Origin of the sequence: Massilia sp. WG5 (assembly GCF_001412595.2) — a bacterium.
Lineage (GTDB): Bacteria > Pseudomonadota > Gammaproteobacteria > Burkholderiales > Burkholderiaceae_D > Telluria.
In genome coordinates this window covers 3,074,621-3,100,548 of record NZ_CP012640.2, presented here as the reverse complement: position 1 = coordinate 3,100,548, position 25,928 = coordinate 3,074,621, and the positions used below count along the sequence as shown (strand labels likewise).

Below are 25,928 nucleotides of genomic sequence, written 5' to 3'. Positions count from 1 at the left end.
CGGACGGTCAACTAGTCGTCATCTCCACGCCCGCCTTCCCATCCGCCACCCTGAAGGCCGCCAGCTCGCGCTGGACGGTCTTCGGGTCGCGCACATCGTCCAGGCCCATGAAGCGGGTCCGAGTCTCCTTCGGCGTCACTTCCATCAGCATGTAGCCGCGCCTGTCGCTGCGGCCATATTTGATGTGCGGGTTCATCGCCACGTATTGCGCTGTGCGTTGCTGCGGGCGCGAGCTCGAGGTGACCGAGGTGCCGACGAATTCGCTGGCGATCACCGGATTGTCCTTCGATGCCGGCCGGCCGAAGTCGGCCCGCAGCTCGGTCGCATAGAAGGTATGGACGTCGCCGCCCAGCACCAGCGGATTGCCGGCGCCGGTCTTGAGCAGGGTGTCGAGCAGGCGCTTGCGCGCCATCGGATAACCGTCCCAGCCATCGGTCCAGAAGCGGCCGCCGTCCGGCTCGACGGTCGGCACCTGGGTCGACTGCGCCATCAAGGTCTGCTGGGCGAGGATGTTCCAGCGCGCTTTCGAGGAGGCGAGGCCGTCCTCCAGCCAGGCTTCCTGTTCCTGTCCGAGCATGCTGCGCGCCGGATCCAGCAGGGCAGGGCAGGCGCGCGGCCCCACCGATTTCGAGCCGCCCCGGCCTGGGTGCGGGCAGGCCTGCACCGCGCGGTACTGGCGGTCGTCCAGCACGTGGAAGCGCGCCAGCCGGCCCCAGTCGTAGCGCTGGAACATGCGCACATTCGCGAAATTCTGCGGCGGCGGCAGGCGCAGCGGCATGTGCTCGTAGAAGGCCTGGTAGGCGGCCGCGCGGCGCGCCGCGAAATCGGGCGACAGCCGTTCGTCGCGCTCGTCGGCGTAGTCGTTGGCGACCTCGTGGTCGTCCCAGGTCACGATCCAGGGCGCGGCCAGGTGGGCGGCCTGCAGGTCCGGATCGGTCTTGTACTGGGCGTAGCGCTGGCGATAACTCTGCAAGTCGAACGACTCGTTCTGGCGCACGATACGCTCTCCCGGCTGCGGATGCTGGAGCCGGAAGGCGCCCCATTCGTAGATGTAGTCGCCGATGAAGGCAATCAGATCGGGCGCGGCCTGGGCGATGTAGCGGTGCGCCGCATAGCTGCCGAATTCCCAGTGCTGGCAGGAGGCCACGGCCAGCTTGAGCAGGCCCGGCATGGCGTTCGCGGCTGGTGCGGTGCGGGTGCGTCCGACCGGGCTGACGGCGTCGCCCAGCATGAAGCGGTAGAAGTACCAGCGCCCCGGCTGCAGGCCGGTCACGTTCACGCGCACGCTGTGCGCCAGCTCCGGCGTGGCAATGGCGCTGCCGCGCGCGGCGATGTTGCGGAAGGCCTCGTCCTGCGCGACTTCCCAGCGCAGCGGCACGGCCAGCCTGGGCGCGGAGCCGGCGTCGAGCGGATCCGGCAGGATGCGCGTCCACAGGACCACGGAATCCGGCAGCGGCGAGCCGGAAGCGACGCCCAGGCTGAAGGGATAGCCGGCCGCGTTCGATGGCGCCGCCCGCAGTACGGACGGGCCGGCGGCGGTGATGGCGGCGGCCGCAGTGGCAATCTGCGCCGCATCCAGCAGGAACAGGCGGCGGCGCGCTTCCATCCGCTCAGTGTTCGATCAGGGACTCGAGCGGCGGCAACTGGCGCGGCTTGCGGTCCGGCCCCGTTGCGACGTAGGTAAGGGTGGCTTCGGTCACCTTGACCACATTGGTCTGCAGGCGGTTACGCTCGGCGTAGACCTCGACGTAGACGGTGATCGAGGTGTTGCCGACCTTGACGATGTCGGCGTAGAAGGACAGCAGGTCGCCGACGAACACCGGGTTCTTGAACAGGAAGGAGTTCACGGCGATAGTGGCTACGCGGCCATTCGCGCGGCGCACGGCCGGCAGCGAACCGGCCACGTCGACCTGGGCCATGATCCAGCCGCCGAACACGTCCCCGTAGACATTCGCGTCGGACGGCGCCGGCATCATCCGCAGCACTGGCATCTTTCCTTCAGGCAGGCGGGTGGTCGACGGGATCTGGTTTTCTGGCTGGGTCATCTTGAAATCTCGGTAAAAGCTACAATCGTCCCGAATTGAACCATAAATAAAGAATCCCTGTCATGCGACGCTCTCCTCCAAGCTCATCCCTGCCGCCGCCCGGCGATCCGGCTGCCCGCCGCAACGACTGGGCCACCATCGGCACGCTGCTGCCCTACCTGTGGGTCTACAAATGGCGCGTGATGGCCGCGCTGCTGTGCTTGATCGGCGCGAAGGTGGCGAACATCGGCGTGCCGCTGGTGCTCAAGAAGATCGTCGACAGTCTCAGCATCACGCCATCGCATCCCTACGCGCTGCTGGTGCTGCCGCTCGGCGCCCTGGTCGCCTACGGTGCGCTACGCTTTTCGACCACGCTGTTCACCGAGCTGCGCGAGTTCATGTTCGCGCGCGTGACCCAGCGCGCGGTGCGCACCATCGCGCTGAAAGTATTCCGCCACCTGCACGCGCTGTCGCTGCGCTTCCACCTGAACCGCCAGACCGGCGGCATGACGCGCGATATCGAGCGCGGCACGCGCGGCGTGAATTCCCTGGTCTCGTATTCGCTGTTCTCGATCCTGCCGACCCTGGTCGAGATCTCGCTGGTGCTGGGCTACCTGGTGCTGCACTACGATAAGTGGTTCTCGATCATCACCGGTGTGGCACTGGTCACCTACATCACCTTCACCATCGTCGTCACCGAATGGCGCACCCATTTCCGGCGCACGATGAACGAGCTCGACTCGAAGGCCAATACCAAGGCCATCGACTCGCTGATCAATTTCGAGACCGTGAAGTACTTCGGCAACGAAGACTACGAAGCCAGGCGCTACGACGAAGGCCTGCAGAGCTACGAGCGCGCCGCCGTGCGCTCGCAGACCTCGCTGTCCTTCCTGAACAGCGGCCAGTCCCTGATCATCGCCGCCGCCGTCACCGCCATCCTGTGGCGCGCGACCCAGGGCGTGATCGACAAGACCATGACCCTGGGCGACCTGGTGCTGGTGAATTCCTTCATGCTGCAGCTCTACATTCCGCTCAACTTCCTGGGCGTGATCTACCGCGAGATCAAGCAGAGCCTGGCCGACATGGAACGCCTGTTCGGCCTGCTGGAGCAGCACCGCGAAGTGGCCGATGCGCCCGATGCGAAGCCGCTGGTCACGCGCGGCGCCCGGGTCGAGTTCTCGCACGTCGAGTTCAATTACGACCCCAAGCGCCAGATCCTGTTCGACGTCGACTTCGCGATCCCGGCCGGCACCACCACCGCCGTGGTCGGCCACAGCGGCTCCGGCAAATCGACGCTGTCGCGCCTGCTGTTCCGCTTCTACGATGTACAGCAGGGCTCGATCTGCATCGACGGCCAGGACATCCGCCACGTGACCCAGGACTCGCTGCGCCACGCGATCGGCATCGTGCCGCAGGATACGGTGCTGTTCAACGATACCATCGAATACAACATCGCCTACGGCCGTCCCGGCGCCAGCCGCGAGGATATCGTGAAGGCGGCGCGCGCGGCCTCGATCCACGATTTCATCGAAAGCCTGCCCGACGGCTATGCGACAATGGTGGGTGAGCGCGGCCTGAAACTGTCCGGCGGCGAAAAGCAGCGGGTGGCGATCGCGCGCACGCTGCTGAAGAATCCGGCGATCCTGATCTTCGACGAAGCGACGTCGGCGCTGGATTCGAAGTCGGAGCAGGCGATCCAGGCGCAGCTGAAGGAGATCGCGAAGCAGCGCACCACGCTGGTGATCGCGCACCGCCTGTCGACCATCGCCGACGCCCACCAGATCCTGGTGCTCGACCATGGGCGCATCGTCGAACGCGGCACGCACGGACAACTGATCGCGCAGAACGGGCTGTACAAACAGATGTGGGACCGGCAGCTGGCAAGGCAGGACGAAGACCTGGCCTCGCCGCCCCTGGCCCTCGAACAAGACTAGGAATCAGGAAGAACAAGATGGAAAACCAGATCGTCGAGATCGACATGAAGGAGGTCGGCCACGGCAATCCGGCCTGGATCGCCGCGCTGGAAGCGGGGAAGGTGCTGTACTTCCCGAACTTCGCCGAGCACGGCTTCGCGCCGCAGAAGGAAGAGCTGGCGCTGTTCCGCGAAGACATCCGCGACCCCAAGACCCGCAACATCAGCCTCGACCCGACCGGCAAGCTGAAAGGCGTGATCGGCGACGACGCCACCCAGGCGCTGGCGGCCGGCATGATCGGCCGCTTCCGCGCCCAGGCCGAGGGACTGCTGGGCAACCTGGTGCCGCGCTACAGCGAGCACCTGCGCCGCGGTTCCGTCAGCTTCCGTCCGTCGAAGGTCGAGACCCGGGTGCAGTCCTGGCGCGCCGACGACCGCCGCCTGCACGTCGACGCCTTTCCTTCGCGGCCGAACCGCGGCGAGCGCCTGCTGCGCGTGTTCACCAACGTGAACCTGGAAGGCCAGCCGCGCGTGTGGCGCGTCGGCGAACCCTTCGAAGACGTCGCCCGGCGCTTCCTGCCGCGCGTGAAACCCTATGTGGCCTGGCAGGCCAGCCTGCTCAACGCGCTGCACGTCACCAAGTCGCTGCGCAGCGAATACGACCACCTGATGCTGCAGCTGCACGACAGCATGAAGGCCGACCTCGACTACCAGAAGAACGCGCCGCAGGTCACCTTCGGCTTCCCGCCCGGCTGCGCCTGGGTGTGCTTCTCGGACCAGGCGTCGCACTCGGTGATGTCGGGCCAGTACATGCTGGAGCATACGCTGCAGCTGTCGCCGATGCAGCAGTACGACAAGGAATCCAGCCCGCTGGCGATCCTCACGCGGCTGCGCGGGCACGCGCTCGTGTAATCGAACCGCCGCGTGGGCGCCCCGTGCCCACGTGCATGCCATCAAATCAGCAGCAAGTCCTTGCCACGCGCGCGCAGGATGTCCGCAACGCGCGTGGCTACCGGCGACAGGTAGCCGCTCTTCCGGTAGGCCAGGCTCAGGCGGCGCTGCATCTGGGTCTCGGCCAGCACCACTTCGCGCACCCGGGCCCTGGCCGAGACGAGATTGAAGCGCGTAACGAAACCCAGTAACGGCGTCTTGTCGAGGATAGGCAGGATCGCGTTCAGCACGTTCGATTCGATCTGTACCTGCGGACGCGGCAGACCATGGCGTTCGAAGGTCTGGTCCAGCCATTGACGCGAGGCGACCGTCGTCGCCGGCAGCATCCATTTATAGTCCAGCAGGCTGGCGAGCGTGCAAGGCGCGTCGAACACGGGATGGTCCTCGCTCGCCATCACGACCACCGTATCTTCGGCAATCTGCTCCCAGACGATCTCCGGATCGGTTTCCTGCATCGGGCCCAGCACCAGGTCCAGCTCGCCATCGCGCAGGCTGGCCATCAGGTTGGCGTTCATCCCCACGGCCAGGTTGACGGTGATGCCAGGCGCCTCGAGCAGCAATTGCTGGAACACGCTGGGCATCAGGTGCTCGGCCAGCGTCGGCACGCAGCCGATGCGCACCTTGCCCTGCAGGCCGCCGGCGTATTCCTGCATCTCGCGCGCCGTCTCTTCCACCATGATCGCCATCTGCCGCGTGCGCCGCACGAGCACTTCGCCGGCAGCGGTCAAGCGCATGCCGCGCCCGTCCTTTTCGAACAGTTTCGCCCCCAGGTCGTCTTCCAGGCGGTCGATGCATTTGGTCAGCGCAGGCTGGGTGCGGTGCAGGCGCTCGGCGGCCCGCCCCAGGTTGCCTTCCTCGGCGATCACTTCGAAGTATTTCAGGTCGCGGAAGTCCATCGATACATTCCTAAAAGTTTGGAAATTCGAAAAATAAGTGAATATACATTATAGATTGTCCTTCCTATACTCGGCTCATACAAGAACCTGCTGACCAAATAAGCAGCCGCAACGGAGGAGACATCGATGGCGCCCGCGTTCCACGCGCCGTCCTGCGCACGTCTCTTTTCGTGGCTGCTTCTCACTAACGACGAGGACCTTCCATGAGCCATACCACCCCACCCGACGTGATTCGCGACATCGAGCGCATCGACCCTGAACTGGTGGCGCGCGCCGCCCAGTACCCGTCTTCGATCCTGGCCGACGTCGCCGGCCGCCGCGGCGCCCTGAGCAGCCGCATTGCCCCGCTGGCGCCGAGCATGCGCCTGGCCGGACCGGCCGTGACCGTCGAAGTGCGCCCCGGCGACAACCTGATGATCCACGCCGCGATGGCGATCGCGAAACCGGGCGACGTGCTGGTCATCGACGGCAAGGGCGACGAAACCAGCGCCCTGCTGGGCGAGATCATGGTCAGCCAGTGCATGGCGATCGGCATCGCCGGCATCGTCGTCTACGGCGCCGTGCGCGACACCGAAGCGATCCGCGCGCTGGGCTTCCCGCTGTACGCCACCGGCGCCAACCCGAACGGCCCGACCAAGCAGGTGCCGGGCCGGATCAACTGGCCGGTGTCGGTGGGCGGCGTGAGCGTGCGGCCGGGCGACCTGGTGGTAGGCGATGGCGATGGCGTGGTCATCGTCGAGCCGAACAAGGTGCCTGCCGTCCTGGACGCGGCCAAGAAGAAGCTGGCGGATGAAACCGCGCGTATCGAAGGCATCCGCAACGGCAGCCAGCTGCGTCCGACCTGGCTCGACGCTGCCCTGCGCAAAGCCGGCGTGCTGGCCGAAGGAGAAACGCTGTGAGCGCCATCCTGAAGGAAGCGCCGAAGCGCGACGTGGTCCTGGTGACCGGCGCCGACCTGGCCGACAAGGCGGTCGCGCTGCTGTCGGCCTACGAGCTGGTCTACGCCGGCAAGACGCCGAGCGAGGACGACCTGGTCGCCCTGTGCCGCCAGCACCAGCCGGTCGCGATGATCGTGCGCTACGGCCGCATCAGCGAGCGCGTGATCGGCGCCTGCACCCGCCTGCGCGTGATCTCGAAGCACGGTTCCGGCACCGACACCATCGACAAGGACGCAGCCGCAAAGCAGGGCGTCGCCGTCAGGGCGGCGGTTGGCGCGAATGCCGCGGCCGTGGCCGAACATGCGTGGGCGCTGATCTTCGCCTGCGCCAAGAGCGTCCCGGCGCTCGACCGCCGCATGCACGAGGGCCACTGGGACAAGGCCACGCACAAGAGCCTGGAACTGAAGGACCGCACGCTCGGCCTGGTCGGCCTGGGCGCGATCGGCGCGCGCGTCGCCACGGTCGGCAGCGCGCTGGGCATGCGCGTCATCGCGCACGACCCGTTCGCCAAGGCGGCACCGGAAGGTGTCGAGCTGCTGCCGCTGGCGGACGTCATCGCGCAGTCGGACGTGCTGTCGCTGCATTGCCCGCTCACCAAGGACAACGCCAACATGCTCAACGCGCAGACCCTGGCGACCATGCGCCCGGGCGCGATCGTCGTCAACACGGCGCGCGGCGGCCTGATCGACGAAGCCGCGCTGGCCGAGGCCCTGCGCAGCGGCGCCCTGCTGGCGGCCGGCCTGGACAGCTTCCAGGTCGAACCGTTCACGCCCGGCCACCCGTTCACGGCGATCCCCAACGCCATCCTGTCGCCGCACATCGGCGGCGTGACCGGCGACGCCTATGTCGGCATGGGCACGGCGGCGGCGAGCAATGTGCTGGCGGTGCTGGAACAACAAGCCTGACGTCACACAAAAACCACAAGCGCGCACCCAAGACGCGCTTCCAAGAACTATTATTAGAGGACGACAATGAGCGACATTAACCACAACGCGCGCCTGGAGGCGGACACCATTCGCAAGGTGACCTGGCGCCTGATCCCCTTCCTGATGCTGTGCTACCTGCTGGCCTTCATCGACCGCGGCAACATCGGCATGGCGGCCCTGCAGATGAACGACGACCTGGGCCTCACCAAGAAGATGTTCGGCTTCGCCGGCAGCCTGTTCTTCATCTCCTATTTCCTGTTCGAGGTGCCCAGCAATCTGGCGCTGCAGAAGTTCGGCGCGCGCAAGTGGATTGCCCGCATCATGATCACCTGGGGCCTGGTCTCGGCCGGCATGGCGCTGGTGCAGGGCGCGAACTCGCTGTACGTGATGCGCTTCCTGCTGGGCGCGGCCGAAGCCGGCTTCTTCCCCGGCGTCGTGCTCTACCTCACCTACTGGTTCCCGGCTGCCTATCGCGCCCGCATCGTCGCCATCTTCATGGTGGCCGTGCCGATGGCCAGTTTCGTCGGTTCGCCGCTGTCGGCGCTGCTGCTCCAGGCCGACGGCCTGTTCGGCCTGCGCGGCTGGCACTGGCTGTTCATTCTCGAGGGGATCCCCACCGTGCTGATGGGCTTTGCCTGCCTGGTCTTCCTGACCGACCGTCCGGAACAGGCGAAATGGCTGAGCGAGGAACAGCGCAACTGGCTGTCTGCGCGCATCGAGAAGGAGCGTAACGAGAAGAAGGAAGCAGGACCGCGTCCTTCGATCTGGCAGCTGTTGCGCAGCAAGGAAGTGCTGGGCATGGCGCTGGTGTGCTCCACCGCCTCGGCGGCCGGCTCGGTGCTCGGCGTGTGGCAGCCGCAGTTGTTGAAGTCCTTCGGCCTGACCATCATGCAGACCGGTATGGTCAACTCGATTCCCTACGTGATCGCCGCGGTCCTGATGGTCTGGTGGGGCCGCCATTCCGACCGCAAGGGCGAGCGCCGCTGGCATACCGCGATCCCGCTGGCCCTGATCTCCGGCGGCATGCTGAGCTCCCTGTTCATCACCTCGCTGGCGCCGACCGTGGTCCTGCTGTCCTGCGTGCTGATCGGCGCCTACTCCTTCAAGGGACCGTTCTGGGCCCTGAGCTCGAGCTGGCTCGCGTCCGGTTCGGCCGCGGCCGGCCTGGCGGCGATCAACGCGGCCTCGAACCTGATCGGCGGCGGCCTGATGGTCAATGTCTACGGCTGGATCAAGGAAGGCGCCGGCAGCCACTCCCTGGCGCTGCTGCCGATCGCCATCCTGGCGCTGGCCAGCATCGTCACCCTGCTCGTCCTGAGCAACGACGCCCACAAGGCGACCCGCAACGCGGCGACCAAAGCGGCCGCCTGATCCCGGCAGCATCCCGCGGCGGCCGTGACAGGCCGCCGCCAAGTCATTCCCTGTTCATTTTCACCGGGTCTTGGCCGGGGACCCGTCACGTCCCGGCCGTCCTCACAACATCCACAAATAACGAGACAATGAAAACCCAAGCTACCCTGATGCTGGCCCTCGCGGCCCTGTTCCCGGCCGCCGCATTCGCCCAGTCCAGCGTGACCGTCTATGGCTCCATCGATGCCGGCGTGCGTTACCAGACCAATGTCGACGCCGAAGGCCATGGCCAAATGAGCGTGTCCTCCGGTAATTACTATTCGAACCGGCTCGGCTTTCGCGGCGTGGAGCAGCTCGGCAATGGCCTGAACGCCCACTTCCAGCTCGAGACTGGCTTCAAGAGCGATACCGGAGAACTGGACAACACCAACAACGTGCTGTTCAACCGTACCGCCGCGGTCGGGCTGGGTGGCGCCTGGGGCTCGGTCGACGTGGGCCGCCAGTACACGGTTGGCTTCCGGACCGAGAAATTCCTCGATCCCTTCGACCACCACTACACCCCGATCGTGCCGCTGTCCTCGGGCGCCGGCACCAGCCTGCCGGCAGCGGCGAAAACGGCCGGACTCAGCGCCTCGTCGAACTCGGGCACGCGCTTCAACAACGACATCCAGTACACCGGCACCTTCGACGGCCTGACCCTGCGCGCCGAATATGCGCCGGGCGAAGTCGCGGGCGACAGCAGCAAGGGCACGGCGAAAGGCGTGGCCTTCAGCTATGCCAAAGGGATGGTGCTGGCCGCCGGCTCTTACATCGACAAGCAGACCACGACCGGCTTCGACAACCATGCCTTCGTGGTGGGCGGCGGCGTCAAGGTCAGCGCCTTCACCGCCAAGGCAGGCCTGTCGCGCGAACGCCAGGAGACCGCCAGCGCGGGCACCTACCAGGTCGAGACGCGCTTCGGCGGCGTCAACTACCAGGTCAACAAGCCCCTCGAAGTCACCGCGGCCTTCTATCGCTCGGACTACGACAGCCGCACCGGCGGCGGCCGGCGCGACCTGAGCCTGGTGGGCGCCGCCTACCACTTTTCAAAACTGACCAACCTGTATGCGGAAGTCGACTTCAACCATTATGATGGAGCCCTGGTTCCGTCGACGAAGCAGACTTCCCAGCGCGGTGTACAGCTGGGCCTGATGAAAATGTTCTGAAAGGGTTTTTCATGACAGCGGCTTTCCACCCATTCCACCTGGCCTTCCCGGTCCGCGAACTGGAAGAAACGCGGAAGTTCTATGGAACGATCCTCGGCTGCAGCGAGGGACGGAGTTCCCCCGAATGGATCGACTTCAATTTCTACGGACACCAGATCGTCGCCCACCTGGCGCCGGAGGAATGCGCATCGCGCAGCACCAGCGAGGTGGACGGGCACCAGGTGCCGGTCCGGCACTTCGGCGCCGTGCTGCCGATGCGGGAATGGGAAGCGCTGGCCGAACGCCTGCGCACGCTGGGCATGAAATTCATCATCGAGCCCCAGGTGCGCTTCAAGGGCAAGGTCGGGGAACAGGCCACCATGTTCTTCCTCGACCCGTCGGGCAACGCCATCGAGATCAAGGCCTTCGAGGATCCGGCGCAGCTGTTTGCGAAATAAATCAGCAGGTGTAGAACATCTTCTATGTCGCCCTGGTGCTGGTCGTCTTCGTCAGCACCAGGCGCACTTTACCAGTGGCCCGGCTTGCGAATCGGTTTCTTCTTGGTAGGGACAATCTCCGGTAACTGTGCTGCGCCAAGCACCTCATCACTCAAATGTGTAAGCGTCCAATCCGCCTGCTTGGCTAATGAACCGCTAGGTCGGCGATGTGCTGGGGCTCCAGAGATTACTGGACGAATCGGCATGACAACGCCCAGCATGATATGTGGAAAGTCGGCGCGCAATGCTTCGAGAGCGGGCTCGGCGTCACTATCGTTCGACACCAGAATAATGCGATCGTAAAGCCCCCTGCATGCATCGCGATACATGCGCAATGCAAGATTCACGTCGGTCTTCTTCTCTTCCAGCTTCCAAACCCGCGTTCGGTTCGTCCGGTCAAATGGCTGATCCGCTACATAAACGGGTAATAACGTACCGCTTTTGTCGAATGAATGAGTGCCGTAAACCGTTTCGAAGCGGTCGCCATACTTCGTCTGCAGTGCCCGATGATAAGCAGACTGTGCCTCGACCGATGCACTGCCGTGGCTGGCGAACGTGGCAAGTGCCGGTGCTGTGAAGAGCTTGACGAGATCCAGCCATTTGAATGGCGTACCGCGCAAGCGGCCATAGTAGAGGTTGTAGCCGTCGACATAGACGGCGGTGCTTCTTGGGGTATTGGAATTCGACGTCACGTCGTGCGCTCTTCAGATGTGAAAAAGCCGCCCGAGAGAGCGGCTTTTTCGTCCCAAACGAGAGTCAACTAAATGACACCGCAAGGGAGGAGTGGTGCAGGTATGGTCACAGATCCTGTCAATGGTGTCAAGAACGTTCCATAACCATCGACATTTAGTAGGTGTAGAACATCCGCTGGATCTCCTTGGTGTTCGTGGTTTTGGTCAGCGCCAGCATCAGCAGGATGCGCGCCTTCTGCGGGTTCAGCGTGTCCGACACCACGAAGTCGAGCTGGTCGTCGTTGGCTTCGCCGTTGCGCGCCACGATGCCCTGGCCGACGCGGCTCGAACGCACGATGATCACGCCCTTCTCGCGCGCGGCGGAGAGGGCGGGACGCACCTTGACCGGCAGGCTGCCGTCGCCGACGCCGGCATGGACCAGGCCTTTGGCGCCGGCGGCAACCAAGGCGTTGACCGCGGTCGGGCCGACGTTGGCGTAGGTGTAGGCGATGTCCACGGCCGGCAGTTCATTCAGTTTGCTGACGTCGAACTCGGTGTCGAGCGTGTGCTTACGGGTCGAGGCGCGGTAGAAGTGCGGCTGGTTGCCGACCACGTAGCCGAGCATGCCCAGTTCCGGCGACTTGAAGGTGTCGGTGGTGACGGTGTTGGTCTTGGTGACCTCGCGTGCGGCGTTGATCTGGTCGTTCATCACCACCAGCACGCCCTTGCCGACGGCTTCCTGGCTGCCGGCGGTCAGCACCGCGTTGTACAGGTTGATCGGGCCGTCGGCCGAGATCGCGGTCGACGGACGCATCGCACCGACCACCACCACCGGCTTGCGGCTCTTGACCACCAGGTCCAGGAAGTAGGCGGTTTCCTCGATCGTGTCGGTGCCGTGGGTGATCACGATGCCGTCCACGTTCGGCTGGGCCAGCAGGGCGTTGACGCGCTTGGCCAGCACCAGCCACTGTTCGTTGCCCATGTTTTCGCTGGCGATCTGGAACACCTGCTCGCCGCTGACGTGGGCCACCTTCTGCAGCTCCGGCACGGCCTTGATCAGGGCGTCGACGCCGACCGTGGCGGCGGTGTAGCCGACCGTGGTGGTGCTGGTCGCGCCGGTGCCGGCGATGGTGCCGCCGGTGGCCAGGATCACGACGTTCGGCAGTCGGGCCGGCGCGGTCTGGGCTTGTGCGGCCAGGACGAACAGGCAGAGGAACAGCGCGAACAGGGCGCGCACGGGTTTCAGGTAGGTCATGCTATCTCCATAAATACGTCACCCCCGCGAAAGCGAAAAAAGCGCCACTGGCGCTTTTTTCGCTTTCACGGGGACGACGGGGTACTAAAAATATCAGCGCAGCGGCGCGGTCGCGATGTCCTTGCCGGCCGCTTTCGGGTCGGTCAGTTCGCCTTCCCATTTCGCGACCACCGCGGTGGCGATGCCGTTGCCGATCACGTTGGTGGCCGAGCGCGCCATGTCCAGGAAGTGGTCGATGCCCAGCAGGAGCAGCAGGCCGGCTTCCGGGATATGGAACTGGTTCAGGGTCGCGGCGATCACCACCAGCGAAGCGCGCGGCACGCCGGCCATGCCTTTCGAGGTCAGCATCAGCACCAGCATCATGGTCAGCTGGGTCGACAGCGGCACGTCGATGCCGTAGGCCTGGGCGATGAACAGGGTCGCGAAGGTGCAGTACATCATCGAACCATCGAGATTGAACGAGTAGCCGATCGGCAGCACGAAGGCGGCCAGGCGGTTCTTCACGCCGAAGCGCTCCAGGCCTTCCAGGGTCTTCGGGAACGCCGCTTCCGACGAGGCGCAGGTGAAGGCCAGGATGGTCGGCTCGCGCAGTTCGCGCAGCAGCTGCAGGATGCGCGGGCCGACGAACAGGATGCCGATCCCGATCAGCACGATCCAGAGCAGGGCGATGCCGAGGTAGAACTCGCCCATGAACACGCCGTAGGTCGACAGCACGCCGACACCGCTCTTGGCGATCACGCTGGCGACCGCCGCGAACACCGCCACCGGGGCGAAGTTCATGACGTAGCTGGTCACTTTCAGCATCACGTGGGCGGCGCCGTCGATGGCGTCGATCAGCGGGGTGGCGCGCGCACCGACGGCGGCGGCGCCGGTGCCGAAGAAGATCGAGAAGATCACGATCTGCAGGATCTCGTTCTTGGCCATGCCGTCCGCGATCGAGGTCGGCACCAGGTGGGTGATGAATTCCTTGAGCGTCAGGCCGGTCACGGCGATGCCCGAGGATTCCGTCACGGCCGGCAGGTGGCCGGCGGCGGCCATTGCATCGCCCGGACGGAACAGGTTGACCAGGACCAGGCCCAGGGTCAGCGACAGGATCGAGGCGATGATGAACCAGCCCAGCGCCTTGACGCCGATGCGGCCGACTTCCGAGGCGTCGCCCATCTTGGCGATGCCGACCACCAGGGTCGAGAACACCAGCGGCGCGATGATCATCTTGATCAGGCGGAGGAACAGCGTGGTCACCAGCGACAGCGTGTCGGCGAAGCCGGCGGCGTTGGCCAGGTAGGTGTGCGCGATATAGCCGGCGACGATGCCGAGCACCAGCCCCACGATGATGTAAGTGGTCAGGCGGTTTCGATTGTTCATAGGGCTTCCTCTGGTGATGGCAGCGCAAGGCCGGCAACATTATCAGGCAAAATAAGGTGGCTTTTACCCGACGTGCGGATTGATACTGATGATATTGACAAGATCCGCAGTATCCTAGGGGCCGGTGGTGCTGTCAAGCACGCTCAAATGCCTCGAATCACATACCAGACACATGATTGAAATAGACAAGGTCAGCAAGTGGTACGGCAGCTTCCAGGTGCTCAGCGAATGCAGTACGCAGGTGGCGCGCGGCGATGTGGTGGTGGTCTGCGGGCCCTCCGGTTCCGGCAAGTCGACCCTCATCAAGACCGTCAACGGCCTCGAACCTTTCCAGCAGGGCAGCATCCACGTCGACGGCACCTCGGTCGGCGATCCGGCCACCCGCCTGCCGGCGCTGCGCGCCCGGATCGGCATGGTGTTCCAGAACTTCGAGCTGTTCCCCCACCTGTCGGTGCGCGACAACCTGAACCTGGCCCAGATGAAGGTCCTGAAACGCTCGCGCGACGAGGCGACCGCGAACGGCCTGACCTACCTGGAGCGGGTCGGCCTGCTGGCGCACCAGGACAAGTTCCCGAGCCAGCTGTCGGGCGGCCAGCAGCAGCGGGTGGCGATCGCGCGCGCGCTGGCCATGGATCCGGTGGCGATGCTGTTCGACGAGCCGACCTCGGCGCTCGACCCGGAGATGGTAGGGGAGGTGCTGGACGTGATGACCGGCCTGGCCGCGGACGGCATGACCATGATGGTGGTGACCCACGAGATGGGCTTCGCGCGCAGGGTGGCCGACCGCATCCTGTTCATGGACCAGGGCCGCATCGTCGAGGAGAGCGCCAAGGAGGCGTTCTTCGAGGCGCCGAAATCGGAGCGGGCGCGCGAGTTCCTGGCGCGGATCATTCACTAGCCGACAGTGCCTTGACCAGGGCGCGGGTGCCGCGGTCCAGCGCGGCGACCGCAGCGTCCAGCTCGACGGCGGGCCGGCCGGCGATCCAGCTGTCCAGCAGCGCAAGCTGCATCTCGGCGACCTGGCGCGCGATCAGGTCCGCCGGAAGCAGGGCCTGCGGCAGGCACCTGCCGCGCAGGCGGTCGGCGATCTGCCCGGCCAGGGACGATGCCATCACCGGCCTGGTCGGCCAGGTCAGCAGCACGCGCCCCACCTGCCGGTTTTCGCGGAAGTGGCGCAGCTGCGCGGCCAGGGCGTCCATGGTCTCCGGGGTGGCGGGCCTGTCCACCAGCTGTGCAAAGGCCAGGAAAGGCCGCTGGAGACTGGCGCGCAGCAGGTCGTCCATGCTGCGGTAATGCTCGTAGAAGGTGGAGCGTCCGACATTCGCCCTTGCCGTCACGTCGCCGATCCTGAGCCCCTCGTAGCCATGCTCGAGCAGGAGGTCGCGAAACGCCGCATGCAATGCCACGCGGGTCTTTTGCTGCCTTCGGTCCGGCGCTTCGCTCATGGCTCTCCTGGTGGACGATCGAGGTGGTTTGTCCGCTAGCGGAACAAGCGGCGCCGGAGGCCGCCAACCGCCGCGCACGGGCTGATATTAATGTCACTTCAATAATCAAGTAAAGGAGTGCCATGAATCCGTCGCCATCCATCCCCGCGCGCACCCTGCGCATCGCCGCCCTGGCGCTTGCGTGCACCGTCGTCTCGATCCTGGTGCTGTTGTCCCATCATCCCACGGTAAGTGGTGCGGCGGGAGCGCAGGAGATCCACGCAGAGATGGTCCGGCTCGGCGCGAAAGACCGGCTGGTCCACGGGGCGCTGACCGCCATCCTGGCCTTGATGGCGGGCGCCCTGGCGGTATTCGACAGCGCGTTCGGCTTGCCGCGTCCGTTCTCGGGCGGCGCGGGCGGCCTGTACCGGCTCGGCTGCGTGCTGCTCGGCGTCGCGATGCTGTTCGACGGTTTCTTCCTGCCGGCCATGGCCACCGCATTCCTGCATGCGCCGCCCTCCGAGGCCGCGCTCGTCCAACTGATCATGCGCGCGGTCGGCATCGTGATCCAGGAATTCAGCAAGGCGGGCCTGCTGTGCCAATGCGCCGCCATGCTGGCCTGGGCGTACGCGGCCGTCGTTCACCGCCCGGTGTTGCCGGGCTGGCGCTGGTGCGCCGTGCTGGGAGCCGCGGCAGGATTGCTGCCGGCGGCGGGCATCCTGGCCGGCGATGTGGTGCTGACGCCGCACAGCCTGGTCCTGATTGTCGGCGTGCACGCGGCCTGGTACCTGGCGGCGGCTGCGGCGATGTACCGGGCCGGCCTTGCCGCTGCAAGCGTCCCGGTCAGATATTGCGCAGGATGAGGCTGATGCCGCCGAGGATCAGCACACCCCAGATGGCCTGCACCACGCGTTCCGCCGGCAGGATCGCATGCAGCCGGCTGCCCAGCCACAGGCCGCCCAGCGCGCATGGCAGCAGCATCGCGGCCAGCACCAGCAGCTTGTGGTCGTGGTACAGGCCGGCGCTCGAGAACAGCGCCAGGCGCGCCAGGCCGCTGAAGAAGATCGTGCCGCTGATGGTGGCGCGCAGCGCCAGCTTGTCGGCCAGGCGCCGGGTCAGGTAGATCGTGTAGAACGGCCCGCCGGTGCCGAACATGGCGGTGAACATGCCGCCGACCAGGCCGAAAGGCAGGACCCAGCCGGCGCCCAGCGGCTTCGGAACACCGCGCCGCAGCAGGCTCCAGCCCGCAAAACCGAGGATGAACAGGCCCAGTACGACCAGCAGGCTGCGTTCCGGCGCCTTCATCAGGGCGAACACGCCGATGCCCATCCCGGCCAGCATGAAGGGCAGGATGCGCAGCACTTCACGGCGTTCGATCAGGCGCAGGTTCTTCAGCCCCAGCAGCAGGCCCGCGCTCAGGTCGAACACCAGCATCAGCGGCACCGCCGTGCGCAGCGGGATCAGCTGCACCAGCAGCGGCATCGCGGTGATCGACGAGCCGAAGCCGGTCAGGCCGAACACCGTATAGGCAAAGGCGATGATGAAGGCCAGCGGTACGAAGGTATCTACGTCGAAAACCATATGCGTTTGAGCCCCTAACAAAACCTTCATAGCTGCGTTGCAGCGCCTCGCCGTACGCGCGTACTGTCTTCAGCGCTGCGCCTTGCTCTGAAGGCTTTGTCAGGCGCTCTGATGAACTGATATGCAATTCTAACGTTTGTGGCAATTTTGATTCTTTTTGGAAATGAATCGTGTGTATGTGGCTGTGCGTGCCGGCTTCTATCCCTGCGGGTAAAATGTCGGGGTCCGTAATCCGAGAGCCGCCATGTCCACCATCGAATCCCCCGACACCATTACCCTCATCCGCCCCGACGACTGGCACCTGCACCTGCGCGACGGCGCGTCCATGGCCAGCGTGCTGCCGCACACCGCGCGCCAGTTCGCCCGCGCGATCGTCATGCCGAACCTGAAACCGCCGGTGACCACCGCCGCCGATGCATCCGCCTACCGCGACCGCATCCTGGCCGCGCTGCCGCAGGGGATGCAATTCGAGCCGCTGATGACGCTGTACCTGACCGACAACACGGACCCGGACGAGATTCGCCGCGCCCAGGACACCGGCTTCATCCACGCGGTAAAACTGTACCCGGCCGGCGCCACCACCAATTCGGCGGCCGGCGTGACCGACCTGCGCAAGTGCTACAAGACGCTGGAAGTGATGCAGGAAGTCGACATGCCGCTGCTGGTGCACGGCGAAGTCACGAATCACGACATCGACCTGTTCGACCGCGAAGCCGTGTTCATCGAGCGCGTGATGCGCCCGCTGCGCCGCGACTTCCCGGAACTGAAGATCGTGTTCGAGCACATCACCACCCGCGACGCCGCCCAGTACGTGGCCGAGGCCGAAGGCCCGATCGCCGCCACCATCACGGCGCACCACCTGCTGTACAACCGCAACGAGATCTTCAAGGGCGGGATCAACCCGCACTACTACTGCCTGCCGGTGCTCAAGCGCGAGGAACACCGCCTGGCGCTGGTGACCGCGGCGACCAGCGGCGACGAGCGCTTCTTCCTCGGCACCGACTCCGCGCCGCACGCCGTGCACGCCAAGGAGAGCGCCTGCGGCTGCGCCGGCTGCTACACGGCCCTGCACGCGCTCGAGCTGTACGCCACCGCCTTCGAACAGGCCGGCGCGCTGGATAAACTGGAAGCCTTCGCCAGCCTGAACGGCCCGAACTTCTACGGCCTGCCGGTCAACGAGGGCACGGTTACCCTGAAGCGCGAATCCTGGACCATCCCGGCCAGCGTGCCGATGGGCGAGCAGCAGCTGGTGCCGCTCGACGCCGGCCAGCAGCTCCACTGGAAGATGCTGTAAAAAAGGAATGTTCGAAGAGATCGAGTGGACGCATCCGTGGTACGACGCGGTGCGTCCCGCCTTCGACAGCCTGGCGCCGGAAGGCGGCTTCATTGATCGATTCAATGCGAACGCGGCCCGGCTCGCGCTGCAGAACCACCGCGGCCAGCCGATCCGCTTCGTGCCCCAGGCCGCGCTGCCTGTGAACACCGCCTACGAAGAATTCATCGGCGCCACCGGCTGCGTGCCGACGCGCGAGAACCTGCACGATTTCTTCAATGGCCTGGTGTGGCAAACCTTCCCGCTCATCAAGCGCGAGCTGAACGCGCTGCAGGCGGCCCAGATCGCGCAAGCCGGCATCAAGCAGTCGCGCGGACCGGCGCGCGACGCCGCCACCATCTTCGACGAGAACGCCGCCCTGCTGCTGGTGCGCGACAGCGCCGCCGGGCGCGCGCTGGTCGAGGGCCTGCGCGCCCACCAGTGGCACGGCGCGCTGGTCGAACGACGCGCCATGTTCGGCGCCGACGCCCAAGTCTGGCTGTTCGGCCACGCCCTGATGGAAAAGCTGGTGGCGCCGCGCAAGGCGATCACGGCGCATACGCGGGTGCTGTTCGCGCCCGACGCCTGGTTCGGCCTCGATTGGGAGGACCGGCGCGCCTGGATCGACATGCAGGTGGCCGGCCAGCTGTGCACCGAAGGCCTTGCCACCTCCGGCTTCACGCCGCTGCCGGTGCTGGGCGTGCCGGGCTGGTGGCCCGGGCAGGATGAAGCGTTTTATCTCGACCAGACCGTATTCCGGCCCAAGCGGCCGGCCAAAGACCAGACATAGGAGGACGCATGACTGATGAGGTTCGATGGGGCATCTTCGGCACCGGCAAGATCGCCAAGGCCTTCGCCAGGGCATTGAAGGACACGCCGGGGGCAAGGCTGGCCGGCGTCGGCTCGCGCACGATCGAGAGCGCGCAGGCGTTTGCGAATGAATTCGGCGCGGAATTTGCCACCAAGGCCTATGGCTCGTACGAAGAACTGGCCCAGGCCGGCGACGTCGACCTGATCTACGTCGGTACGCCGCACCCGGCCCACGTCGACAACGTGCGCCTGGCCCTGAACGCCGGCAAGGGTGTGCTGTGCGAGAAGCCCTTCACCATGAACCGCGCCGAGGCCGAAGAGCTGGTGGCGCTGGCGCGCTCCAGAAAGCTGTTCCTGATGGAGGCGATGTGGACGCGCTTCATGCCGGCGCTGGCGGAAGTGCGGCGCGTGGTGGAGTCCGGCGAGATCGGCAAGGTCACCCAGGTGATCGCCGACCTCGGCTTCAAGGCGGACTTCGGCCACGAGCACCGTGTGTTCAACCCGGTGCTGGGCGGCGGCGCGCTGCTCGACCTGGGCATCTATCCGCTGTCGATCGCGGTGGCGCTGCTGGGCCCCGTGGCCTCGGTGGCGGCGCAGGCCGAGCTCGGCCCGACCGGCGTCGACGAGCAGACCGGCTTCGTGCTGCGCCACCGTGACGGCGGCATGTCGGTGTGCAGCTGCTCGCTGCGCGCGCGCCTGCCGAGCGAGCTGACGATCGCCGGCGAGCAGGGCCACGTGCGCATGAACAGCATGTTCCACCGCGCCCAGACCGTGACGGTAGCGCGCGCCGACGGCATCGCGCGCACCGTGCCCACGCCCTACATCGGCAACGGCTATGTGCACGAGGCGATCGAGGCGCAGCGCTGCTGGCGGGCGGGCCTGATCGAAAGCCCGGGCATGACCCACGAGGACACGCTGGCCCTGATGGGCGTGATGGACGAGGTGCGGCGCCAGATCGGCCTGCGCTATACAGCTGACCTCGCGGCCGAACCGGCTGCACCGAACGAATAATCAACAAGGAGAACAGACATGAAACGCGATCCCCGCTCGACCGGCCGCACGCGCCGCCTGAACGCCCGCCAGCGCAAGAAGATGCGCGTCGGCGAATTCAAGGAGCACTGCTTCGACATCGAACTGGTATTCAACAGCCCGATGCGCGGTGAGCCCTACCACGACTTCATCAACGACTTCTTCGGCTTCCTCGAGCAGCGCGGCCTGCTGGGCGGCGGCTTCGGCGGCAAGGAGCCGTTCAGCGAGACCGAGGGCGTGATCGCCAACATCGAGCGCGGCTCGCCGAGCGAAGAAGACCGCGAGGCGGTGGTGCAGTGGCTGCGCGCCCGTCCGGAAGTGGTCGATGCGCGCGCCAGGGACTTCAAGGATGCGTGGCACGGCTACGGTTTCTGAGGTCTGCGCGAATACTGCCGAGTTGTAAGCATTTGTCAGCGCGGTAAGCCTTTGTAAAGGCCGTCAACAGGGTAGCGGGGCTCCTCGTTTTAGGGACAAGTGACACGCAAACGTGCACTGAACCCCGAGTCAAACACTAAGGACCACATCATGAAAAAGACCATCGCTACCCTGATCGCCGGCCTGTTCGCTACCGCAGCATTCGCAGCGCAAACGCCTGCCACCACCCCGACCGCGACCGCTACGCCGGCAGTGGCGAAGGCAGAAGCCAAGCAAGAGAAGCAGGCTGCGAAGGCTGAAGTGAAAGAGACCAAAGCTGCGGCCAAGGCCGAGGTCAAGGAAGCCAAGAAAACCGCGAACGCCGACGTGAAGGAAGCCAAGCTCGACGCCAAGGCCGAGGTCAAGGAAGCCAAGGCCGACGCCAAGGACACCAAGGAAGCCGCCAAGACCGAGGTGAAGGTCGCCAAGGCGAACGCCAAGCACGCCAAGGCCGGGCACAAGGCGGCCGTGAAAGCCGAAGCCCACAAGGACACCACGGTTGCCGTCGCAACCCAGGCCAAGTAAGCGGTCCTGCAGCACCCGATGAAGCCCGCGCGATGCGGGCTTTATTTTTTGGCGCGGGCAGGCATGCATATGGATATGTGTTTGACATCGGTTTCAGCCTGGTGCGCTCCACCTTCGTGGTCAGCAAGCCGCCCCACAAGGAAGGCGGCAAATGGAAGATGACCGTCGGCGGCGTCGAGTTGACCAGGACCGAATGACGCTCAGGCCGCGACGGGCGCCGCGGACGTCCGGCGCGCGCCGAAGATCACCCAGGCCGCCACCGCGATCTCGATGAGGTTGGCGGCGCGCTCCACCAGGAATACCGTCGATTCGGCGGCATCCTGGACCTTCGAGTAGATCATGCAGAGGTTCAGCGCCATGTGCAGGATCACGCAGAGCCACAGGCTGCCGCTGCGGTAGCGCACGGCGGTGAACATCATGCCGGCGATGGACGTCACCAGCATCTTCGAGCAGGCAGTCTTCCAGTCGGTATCCATGAAACCGTGGATCAGGTGCATGGCGCCGAACAGCAGGCCGTTCAGCACGATGCCGCGCCAGGCCGGCAGCGACAGCAGCAGCGCGAAGATCACGCCGCGGAACAGCAGTTCCTCGCCAAAGGCATTGAAGAACTGGAGCGTGAAGTCGGAGGCCAGCTTGCCGCCGTCGGCGCTGCGCAGGCCCCAGGGCAGGAACAGCGCGGCGGCCGCCAGGCCGGCGAGGAAGACCGGCTGCGGACGGATGCGGCCCAGGCCGAGCGCCAGCCGCTTCCACAGCCCGAAGGCATGGGCCAGCACCAGCGGATACACGATGGTCGAGGCGAAGGCGAGCAGCTTGACCTTGCCGTAGGCTTCAGGCGGGGCGAAACTGAAGCCGAATTTCAGGATCAGGATCGTCAGCAGGAACTGGCCGGCGGCGCAGGCGATGGCGAAGGGGATGGGGGACTCGGTGTCGTCGACGGTATGCATGGCTGGTCTCGCTGTTGTTGTATTGGCGAGCGCACTATAGGGAGCATCGATGCGGCGGGCCATCCGTTTGCGACAGGCGGCAGAAATCGCGGAATGATCGGTCGTGCTGCAGGCTTGTAAGCAGCTGTCAGCAGAGTAAGCATTTGTAAGGCCGGTCAACAGCCAGGTGCGTGGCCTCGTTAAGGAGACAAGTGACATGCGAATGTGCACTGAACCCAACAACTACTGAGGACCCTTCATCATGAAAAACACCATCGCTGCCCTGATCGCCGGTCTGTTCGCCACCGTTGCATTCGCCCAGACCCCGGCCCCGACCACCACGCCGGATTCGAGCACCACGCCGGCTGTCGCCAAGGCCGCGGCCACGCATGAGAAGCAGGCTGCGAAGAGCACCAAGAAGACGGTCAAGGCCAAGCACGCCAAGAAGTCCTCGCACAAGTCGAAGACCGAGGCCGGCGCTGCCAGCAAGGAAAACATGACCGCGGCGGCTACTCCGGCTACCCCGGCCACCCCTGCCACTCCGGCAAGCGCCGCTGCGCCGGCCACGGCTGCCACCCCGGCCGCTCCGGCAAGCGCGGCTACCCCGGCGACTCCGGCCAAGTAATTCCCGCGTACACGTCGTCCCCGCGAAGGCGGGGATCCAAGCTTTGCCAGCGTCAAGCTAGCGCAAGCAGACTTGGGTCCCCGCCTTCGCGGGGACGACGCGTTTACACCTTCAGGAATTCCTCCCGCCCACCCAGCCAGCGCAGCAGGTGCGCATCCACGATCGCCTCCGCCTCCGGACGATCGGAGCCGAGCAGCCAGGCTGCCACGTCGCGCGCCTGTTCGACGATCCACTGGTCGGTTTCCAGGTTGGCGAAGCGCAGCATGGCCTCGCCGGACTGGCGCGCGCCGAGGAATTCGCCGGGGCCGCGGATCTCGAGGTCGCGGCGTGCGATCTCGAAGCCGTCGGTGGTCTCGCGCATCGTCATCAAACGCTGCTTGGCGACCTGGCCGAGCGGGCTCTGATACAGCAGCAGGCACACACTGGCCGCCGAGCCGCGCCCCACGCGGCCGCGCAGCTGGTGCAGCTGCGACAGGCCGAAGCGCTCCGCATGCTCGATCACCATCAGCGAGGCGTTCGGCACGTCGACCCCGACCTCGATCACGGTGGTCGCCACCAGCACGTGCACCTCGCCGGCCGAGAAGGCATCCATGACCACCTGCTTCTCGGCCGGCTTCATGCGGCCGTGCACCAGGCCGACGACCAGGTCGGGCAGGGACGCGGCTAGGGTCTCGTAGGTGTCGGTGGCGGTCTGCAGCTGCAGCGCTTCCGACTCTTCGATCAGCGGGCACACCCAGTAGACCTGGCGGCCCTCCAGCGCGGCGGCGTGCACGCGCTCGATGACTTCGTCGCGCCGGTTCTGGTCGATCGCACGCGTGACAATCGGCGTGCGGCCCGGCGGCAGCTCGTCGATGACCGACACTTCCAGGTCGGCGTAATACGTCATCGCCAGCGTGCGCGGGATTGGCGTCGCGGACATCATGAGCTGGTGCGGCACCAGGCCGTCGCTGCCCTTGTTGCGGAGCAGGAGGCGCTGGCCGACGCCGAAGCGGTGCTGTTCGTCGACCAGCACCAGGCCCAGCTTCGCGAACTGCACGGTGTCCTGAATGAGCGCGTGGGTGCCGATCACCAGGTTCGCTTCTCCCGATTCGGCCATCTCGCTGGCGGCCTGCTTCTCCTTCTTTTTCAGGCTGCCGGTCAGCCAGGCGACTTTCACGCCCAGCGGCTCCATCCAGGCCGCGATCTTGCGGAAGTGCTGCTCGGCCAGGATCTCGGTCGGCGCCATCAGGGCCGCCTGGTAGCCGCTGTCGATGGCCTGGGCGGCCGCCAGCGCGGCGACCACGGTCTTGCCGCTGCCGACGTCGCCCTGCAGCAGGCGCTGCATCGGATAGCCCTCGCGCAGGTCCTTGCTGATCTCCTGCACCACGCGCTGCTGGGCATTGGTCAGCTTGAACGGCAGCGCTTCCAGGAAGCTCGAGGACAGCGCCCCCACACTGGTCAGCTGCGGTGCGCCTTTTTCGCGGCGCGCCTGCTGGGCGCGTTTCAGCGAGAGCTGCTGCGCCAGCAGCTCGTCGAATTTCACGCGGGTCCAGGCCGGGTGGGTTTTTTCGATCAGCGCATTCTCGTCGACGTCCGGCGGCGGGTAGTGCAGCAGGCGCACGGCCGGCTGGAATTCGGCCAGCGACAGTTTTTCGCGCACCGCGCGCGGCACCGTGTCGGTCCAGTCGACGCGCTTCATGGCGTCGGCGATCGCGCGCCGCAGCACGGTCTGCGACAGCCCTTCGCCGGCCGGATAGACCGGGGTCAGCGAGGCCGGCAGCGGCGCGCCCTCGTTGACGACTTTATAGACCGGATGGACCATCTCGGCGCCGAAGAAGCCGTGCCGGACTTCGGCGCGCGCACGCACGCGCGTGCCCTCGGCCAGCTGCTTGACCTGGCTGCCGTAGAAGTTCATGAAGCGCAGCTGGATGTCGGAGGTCTCGTCGGCGATCGACACCAGCAGCTGCTTGCGCGGCTTGTAGGTGATTTCATTCTTGACCACGACGCCTTCGACCTGCGACACGTGGCCGCCGCGCAGGCAGGCCTCGCGAATCGGCACGATCTCGGTTTCGTCCTCGTAGCGCATCGGCAGGTGCAGCACCAGGTCCATGTCGGTGCGCAGGCCGAGCTTGGCGAGCTTGCTTTCGATGCTTTTCTGGGCCGGCTTCGCGTCAGGCTTGGTGGCGGCTTTGGCCGCAGTGTTTGCATTGGTTGCGGGCATAAAGGTGTAAAATAGAAGGTTCGCCGCATACGCTTGAGCTTATATTGTAAGGCTCCTCGCCCTGTTTTCCCATCATGAGCAGAATGTACTCCCTCTCCGATTTCGATTTCGACCTGCCGCCCGGGCGCATCGCCCAGGTGCCGCTGCCGGACCGCAGCGCTTCGCGCCTGCTGCAGCTCGACGGCGACCGCATCACCGACCGCCACTTTGCCGACATCGTCGACCAGCTCCAGGCCGGCGACGTGCTGGTGATGAACAATACGCGAGTGCTGAAGGCGCGCTTCTTCGGCCAGAAGGACTCCGGCGGCCAGGTCGAGGTGCTGGTCGAGCGCGTGCTCGACAGCCGTACCGTGCTGGCGCAGGTCCGCGCGTCGAAGTCGCCCAAGCCGGGCACCCGCATCCGCCTGGCCGACGCCTTCGACGTCACCGCGGGCGAGCGCGCCGGCGAGTTCTTCACCCTGCATTTCCCTGAAAACGGCGGCGACGTGTTCGAGCTGATCGAGGCCCACGGCCGCCTGCCGCTGCCGCCCTACATCGAGCACGACGCCGACGATTTCGACGAGCAGCGTTACCAGACCGTCTATTCGAAGGAGCCGGGCGCCGTCGCCGCGCCGACCGCCGGCCTGCACTTCGACCAGCCGCTGCTGGACAGGCTGGCCGCGAAGGGCGTCGGCATCGCCTACGTGACCCTGCACGTGGGCGCCGGCACCTTCCAGCCGGTGCGCGTCGAGAACCTGGCCGAGCACAATATGCACAGCGAGTGGTACACGATCCCGCAAGAGACGGTGGATGCCGTGCGCGCCGCCCAGGCCGCGGGCCGCGATGTGGTGGCGGTCGGCACGACCTCGCTGCGCGCGCTGGAATCGGCCTCGCAATCCGGCCAGCTGGAGGCCGGCAGCGCCGATACCAGGCTGTTCATCACCCCGGGTTACCGGTTCAAGACGGTCACCCGCCTGATCACCAACTTCCACCTGCCCAAGTCGACCCTGATGATGCTGGTCTCGGCCTTTGCCGGCTACGACGAGATCCGCAAGGCCTACGCGCACGCGATCGCCAGCGAATACCGCTTCTTCAGCTATGGCGACGCGATGCTGCTCACCCGTAAAGATTAAGACC

Annotated in this window: 26 protein-coding genes; 16 read left to right on the top strand and 10 right to left on the bottom strand. The window is 65.8% G+C overall.

Annotated features, from left to right (window positions below):
• Positions 1-7: 7 nt before the first annotated feature.
• Entirely contained in the window at positions 8-1,606 is a 1,599-nt protein-coding gene (locus tag AM586_RS13820) for an alkaline phosphatase (RefSeq protein ID WP_052234483.1), read from the bottom strand.
• 4 nt (positions 1,607-1,610) lie between these two features.
• Positions 1,611-2,045, bottom strand: a complete 435-nt coding sequence (locus AM586_RS13815) for an acyl-CoA thioesterase (RefSeq protein ID WP_047826694.1) — start codon at positions 2,043-2,045, stop codon at positions 1,611-1,613.
• A 62-nt stretch (positions 2,046-2,107) separates the two neighbouring features.
• Here AM586_RS13815 and AM586_RS13810 point away from each other — a divergent pair, with 62 nt between their 5' ends.
• Positions 2,108-3,958 carry an ABC transporter ATP-binding protein/permease gene (locus AM586_RS13810; RefSeq protein ID WP_047826695.1) on the top strand — a complete coding sequence of 617 codons (1,851 nt, stop codon included), beginning with the start codon at positions 2,108-2,110 and terminating at the stop codon, positions 3,956-3,958.
• A 17-nt stretch (positions 3,959-3,975) separates the two neighbouring features.
• The gene (locus tag AM586_RS13805; protein ID WP_047826696.1) at positions 3,976-4,848 is read left to right on the top strand and encodes a Kdo hydroxylase family protein; all 873 of its coding nucleotides are present in this window, start codon (positions 3,976-3,978) and stop codon (positions 4,846-4,848) included.
• Between the two features lie 41 nt (positions 4,849-4,889).
• Here AM586_RS13805 and AM586_RS13800 read toward each other — a convergent pair whose 3' ends face one another.
• Positions 4,890-5,783 carry a LysR family transcriptional regulator gene (locus AM586_RS13800; RefSeq protein WP_047826697.1) on the bottom strand — a complete coding sequence of 298 codons (894 nt, stop codon included), beginning with the start codon at positions 5,781-5,783 and terminating at the stop codon, positions 4,890-4,892.
• Between the two features lie 203 nt (positions 5,784-5,986).
• Between AM586_RS13800 and AM586_RS13795 the strand changes: the two genes are divergently transcribed.
• The 5 genes from AM586_RS13795 (at position 5,987) to AM586_RS13775 (ending at position 10,639) form a co-directional block, all read left to right on the top strand.
• Positions 5,987-6,682 carry an RraA family protein gene (locus AM586_RS13795; protein WP_047826698.1) on the top strand — a complete coding sequence of 232 codons (696 nt, stop codon included), beginning with the start codon at positions 5,987-5,989 and terminating at the stop codon, positions 6,680-6,682.
• Positions 6,679-7,626 (top strand): NAD(P)-dependent oxidoreductase, encoded by a 948-nt coding sequence (locus AM586_RS13790; protein WP_373887956.1) that lies wholly within the window; start codon positions 6,679-6,681, stop codon positions 7,624-7,626. The genes AM586_RS13795 and AM586_RS13790 overlap by 4 nt, the downstream gene beginning before the upstream one ends.
• Before the next feature lie 66 nt (positions 7,627-7,692).
• On the top strand, positions 7,693-9,018 hold the full coding sequence (locus AM586_RS13785; RefSeq protein WP_047826699.1) for an MFS transporter: 1,326 nt from the start codon (positions 7,693-7,695) through the stop codon (positions 9,016-9,018).
• 128 nt (positions 9,019-9,146) lie between these two features.
• Positions 9,147-10,202, top strand: a complete 1,056-nt coding sequence (locus AM586_RS13780; protein WP_082439803.1) for a porin — start codon at positions 9,147-9,149, stop codon at positions 10,200-10,202.
• An 11-nt stretch (positions 10,203-10,213) separates the two neighbouring features.
• A complete protein-coding gene (locus AM586_RS13775) occupies positions 10,214-10,639 on the top strand; it encodes a VOC family protein (protein ID WP_047826701.1) in 426 nt (141 codons plus the stop codon).
• 68 nt (positions 10,640-10,707) lie between these two features.
• Here the strand turns inward: AM586_RS13775 and AM586_RS13770 are convergent, their stop codons facing one another.
• From AM586_RS13770 to AM586_RS13760, 3 genes are all read right to left on the bottom strand, one after another.
• Positions 10,708-11,370: an NYN domain-containing protein gene (locus AM586_RS13770; RefSeq protein WP_082439802.1), complete on the bottom strand. Its 663-nt coding sequence runs from the start codon at positions 11,368-11,370 to the stop codon at positions 10,708-10,710.
• Positions 11,371-11,524: 154 nt separating this feature from the next.
• A complete protein-coding gene (locus tag AM586_RS13765; protein WP_047826702.1) occupies positions 11,525-12,604 on the bottom strand; it encodes a type II asparaginase in 1,080 nt (359 codons plus the stop codon).
• A gap of 93 nt (positions 12,605-12,697) precedes the next feature.
• Positions 12,698-13,969 (bottom strand): dicarboxylate/amino acid:cation symporter, encoded by a 1,272-nt coding sequence (locus AM586_RS13760; RefSeq protein WP_047826703.1) that lies wholly within the window; start codon positions 13,967-13,969, stop codon positions 12,698-12,700.
• 172 nt (positions 13,970-14,141) lie between these two features.
• Here AM586_RS13760 and AM586_RS13755 point away from each other — a divergent pair, with 172 nt between their 5' ends.
• On the top strand, positions 14,142-14,867 hold the full coding sequence (locus tag AM586_RS13755) for an amino acid ABC transporter ATP-binding protein (protein ID WP_047826704.1): 726 nt from the start codon (positions 14,142-14,144) through the stop codon (positions 14,865-14,867).
• Here the strand turns inward: AM586_RS13755 and AM586_RS13750 are convergent.
• The gene (locus tag AM586_RS13750) at positions 14,857-15,414 is read right to left on the bottom strand and encodes a TetR/AcrR family transcriptional regulator (protein WP_047826705.1); all 558 of its coding nucleotides are present in this window, start codon (positions 15,412-15,414) and stop codon (positions 14,857-14,859) included. The genes AM586_RS13755 and AM586_RS13750 overlap by 11 nt on opposite strands.
• Before the next feature lie 122 nt (positions 15,415-15,536).
• On the opposite strand from AM586_RS13750, the gene AM586_RS13745 reads away from it, so the two are divergent.
• Positions 15,537-16,256: a hypothetical protein gene (locus AM586_RS13745; protein WP_047826706.1), complete on the top strand. Its 720-nt coding sequence runs from the start codon at positions 15,537-15,539 to the stop codon at positions 16,254-16,256.
• On the opposite strand, the gene AM586_RS13740 is transcribed toward AM586_RS13745, so the two are convergent.
• A complete protein-coding gene (locus AM586_RS13740) occupies positions 16,237-16,974 on the bottom strand; it encodes a sulfite exporter TauE/SafE family protein (protein WP_047826707.1) in 738 nt (245 codons plus the stop codon). The genes AM586_RS13745 and AM586_RS13740 overlap by 20 nt on opposite strands.
• 244 nt (positions 16,975-17,218) lie before the next feature.
• Here AM586_RS13740 and pyrC point away from each other — a divergent pair, with 244 nt between their 5' ends.
• The 5 genes from pyrC (at position 17,219) to AM586_RS13715 (ending at position 21,064) form a co-directional block, all read left to right on the top strand.
• Positions 17,219-18,268, top strand: a complete 1,050-nt coding sequence (pyrC, locus tag AM586_RS13735; RefSeq protein ID WP_047826708.1) for a dihydroorotase — start codon at positions 17,219-17,221, stop codon at positions 18,266-18,268.
• Between the two features lie 7 nt (positions 18,269-18,275).
• Positions 18,276-19,076, top strand: coding sequence for a DUF3025 domain-containing protein (locus AM586_RS13730; protein ID WP_047826709.1), 801 nt, complete (start codon positions 18,276-18,278; stop codon positions 19,074-19,076).
• A gap of 8 nt (positions 19,077-19,084) precedes the next feature.
• Positions 19,085-20,107 carry a Gfo/Idh/MocA family protein gene (locus AM586_RS13725; RefSeq protein WP_047826710.1) on the top strand — a complete coding sequence of 341 codons (1,023 nt, stop codon included), beginning with the start codon at positions 19,085-19,087 and terminating at the stop codon, positions 20,105-20,107.
• A gap of 18 nt (positions 20,108-20,125) precedes the next feature.
• Positions 20,126-20,500 (top strand): 50S ribosome-binding protein YggL, encoded by a 375-nt coding sequence (locus AM586_RS13720; RefSeq protein WP_047826711.1) that lies wholly within the window; start codon positions 20,126-20,128, stop codon positions 20,498-20,500.
• 150 nt (positions 20,501-20,650) lie between these two features.
• Complete coding sequence (locus AM586_RS13715) at positions 20,651-21,064, top strand: hypothetical protein (protein WP_047826712.1); 414 nt, start codon at positions 20,651-20,653, stop codon at positions 21,062-21,064.
• Between the two features lie 200 nt (positions 21,065-21,264).
• On the opposite strand, the gene AM586_RS13710 is transcribed toward AM586_RS13715, so the two are convergent.
• On the bottom strand, positions 21,265-22,008 hold the full coding sequence (locus AM586_RS13710; RefSeq protein ID WP_047826713.1) for a CPBP family intramembrane glutamic endopeptidase: 744 nt from the start codon (positions 22,006-22,008) through the stop codon (positions 21,265-21,267).
• Between the two features lie 241 nt (positions 22,009-22,249).
• On the opposite strand from AM586_RS13710, the gene AM586_RS28600 reads away from it, so the two are divergent.
• Positions 22,250-22,612, top strand: coding sequence for a hypothetical protein (locus AM586_RS28600; RefSeq protein WP_052234484.1), 363 nt, complete (start codon positions 22,250-22,252; stop codon positions 22,610-22,612).
• A gap of 103 nt (positions 22,613-22,715) precedes the next feature.
• Here the strand turns inward: AM586_RS28600 and recG are convergent, their stop codons facing one another.
• Positions 22,716-24,812, bottom strand: a complete 2,097-nt coding sequence (gene recG / locus AM586_RS13700; RefSeq protein ID WP_047826714.1) for an ATP-dependent DNA helicase RecG — start codon at positions 24,810-24,812, stop codon at positions 22,716-22,718.
• Positions 24,813-24,895: 83 nt separating this feature from the next.
• Here recG and queA point away from each other — a divergent pair, with 83 nt between their 5' ends.
• Complete coding sequence (gene queA / locus AM586_RS13695) at positions 24,896-25,924, top strand: tRNA preQ1(34) S-adenosylmethionine ribosyltransferase-isomerase QueA (protein ID WP_047826715.1); 1,029 nt, start codon at positions 24,896-24,898, stop codon at positions 25,922-25,924.
• Positions 25,925-25,928 lie beyond the last annotated feature (4 nt).

Bases quoted from the DNA above. Each gene is read 5' to 3' on its own strand.
- AM586_RS13820 (WP_052234483.1), bottom strand. From the start codon at position 1,606: ATGGAAGCGCGCCGCCGCCTGTTCCTGCTGGATGCGGCGCAGATTGCC.
- AM586_RS13815 (WP_047826694.1), bottom strand. From the start codon at position 2,045: ATGACCCAGCCAGAAAACCAGATCCCGTCGACCACCCGCCTGCCTGAA.
- AM586_RS13810 (WP_047826695.1), top strand. From the start codon at position 2,108: ATGCGACGCTCTCCTCCAAGCTCATCCCTGCCGCCGCCCGGCGATCCG.
- AM586_RS13805 (WP_047826696.1), top strand. From the start codon at position 3,976: ATGGAAAACCAGATCGTCGAGATCGACATGAAGGAGGTCGGCCACGGC.
- AM586_RS13800 (WP_047826697.1), bottom strand. From the start codon at position 5,783: ATGGACTTCCGCGACCTGAAATACTTCGAAGTGATCGCCGAGGAAGGC.
- AM586_RS13795 (WP_047826698.1), top strand. From the start codon at position 5,987: ATGAGCCATACCACCCCACCCGACGTGATTCGCGACATCGAGCGCATC.
- AM586_RS13785 (WP_047826699.1), top strand. From the start codon at position 7,693: ATGAGCGACATTAACCACAACGCGCGCCTGGAGGCGGACACCATTCGC.
- AM586_RS13780 (WP_082439803.1), top strand. From the start codon at position 9,147: ATGAAAACCCAAGCTACCCTGATGCTGGCCCTCGCGGCCCTGTTCCCG.
- AM586_RS13775 (WP_047826701.1), top strand. From the start codon at position 10,214: ATGACAGCGGCTTTCCACCCATTCCACCTGGCCTTCCCGGTCCGCGAA.
- AM586_RS13765 (WP_047826702.1), bottom strand. From the start codon at position 12,604: ATGACCTACCTGAAACCCGTGCGCGCCCTGTTCGCGCTGTTCCTCTGC.
- AM586_RS13760 (WP_047826703.1), bottom strand. From the start codon at position 13,969: ATGAACAATCGAAACCGCCTGACCACTTACATCATCGTGGGGCTGGTG.
- AM586_RS13755 (WP_047826704.1), top strand. From the start codon at position 14,142: ATGATTGAAATAGACAAGGTCAGCAAGTGGTACGGCAGCTTCCAGGTG.
- AM586_RS13750 (WP_047826705.1), bottom strand. From the start codon at position 15,414: ATGAGCGAAGCGCCGGACCGAAGGCAGCAAAAGACCCGCGTGGCATTG.
- AM586_RS13745 (WP_047826706.1), top strand. From the start codon at position 15,537: ATGAATCCGTCGCCATCCATCCCCGCGCGCACCCTGCGCATCGCCGCC.
- AM586_RS13740 (WP_047826707.1), bottom strand. From the start codon at position 16,974: ATGGTTTTCGACGTAGATACCTTCGTACCGCTGGCCTTCATCATCGCC.
- pyrC (WP_047826708.1), top strand. From the start codon at position 17,219: ATGTCCACCATCGAATCCCCCGACACCATTACCCTCATCCGCCCCGAC.
- AM586_RS13730 (WP_047826709.1), top strand. From the start codon at position 18,276: ATGTTCGAAGAGATCGAGTGGACGCATCCGTGGTACGACGCGGTGCGT.
- AM586_RS13725 (WP_047826710.1), top strand. From the start codon at position 19,085: ATGACTGATGAGGTTCGATGGGGCATCTTCGGCACCGGCAAGATCGCC.
- AM586_RS13720 (WP_047826711.1), top strand. From the start codon at position 20,126: ATGAAACGCGATCCCCGCTCGACCGGCCGCACGCGCCGCCTGAACGCC.
- AM586_RS13715 (WP_047826712.1), top strand. From the start codon at position 20,651: ATGAAAAAGACCATCGCTACCCTGATCGCCGGCCTGTTCGCTACCGCA.
- AM586_RS13710 (WP_047826713.1), bottom strand. From the start codon at position 22,008: ATGCATACCGTCGACGACACCGAGTCCCCCATCCCCTTCGCCATCGCC.
- AM586_RS28600 (WP_052234484.1), top strand. From the start codon at position 22,250: ATGAAAAACACCATCGCTGCCCTGATCGCCGGTCTGTTCGCCACCGTT.
- recG (WP_047826714.1), bottom strand. From the start codon at position 24,812: ATGCCCGCAACCAATGCAAACACTGCGGCCAAAGCCGCCACCAAGCCT.
- queA (WP_047826715.1), top strand. From the start codon at position 24,896: ATGTACTCCCTCTCCGATTTCGATTTCGACCTGCCGCCCGGGCGCATC.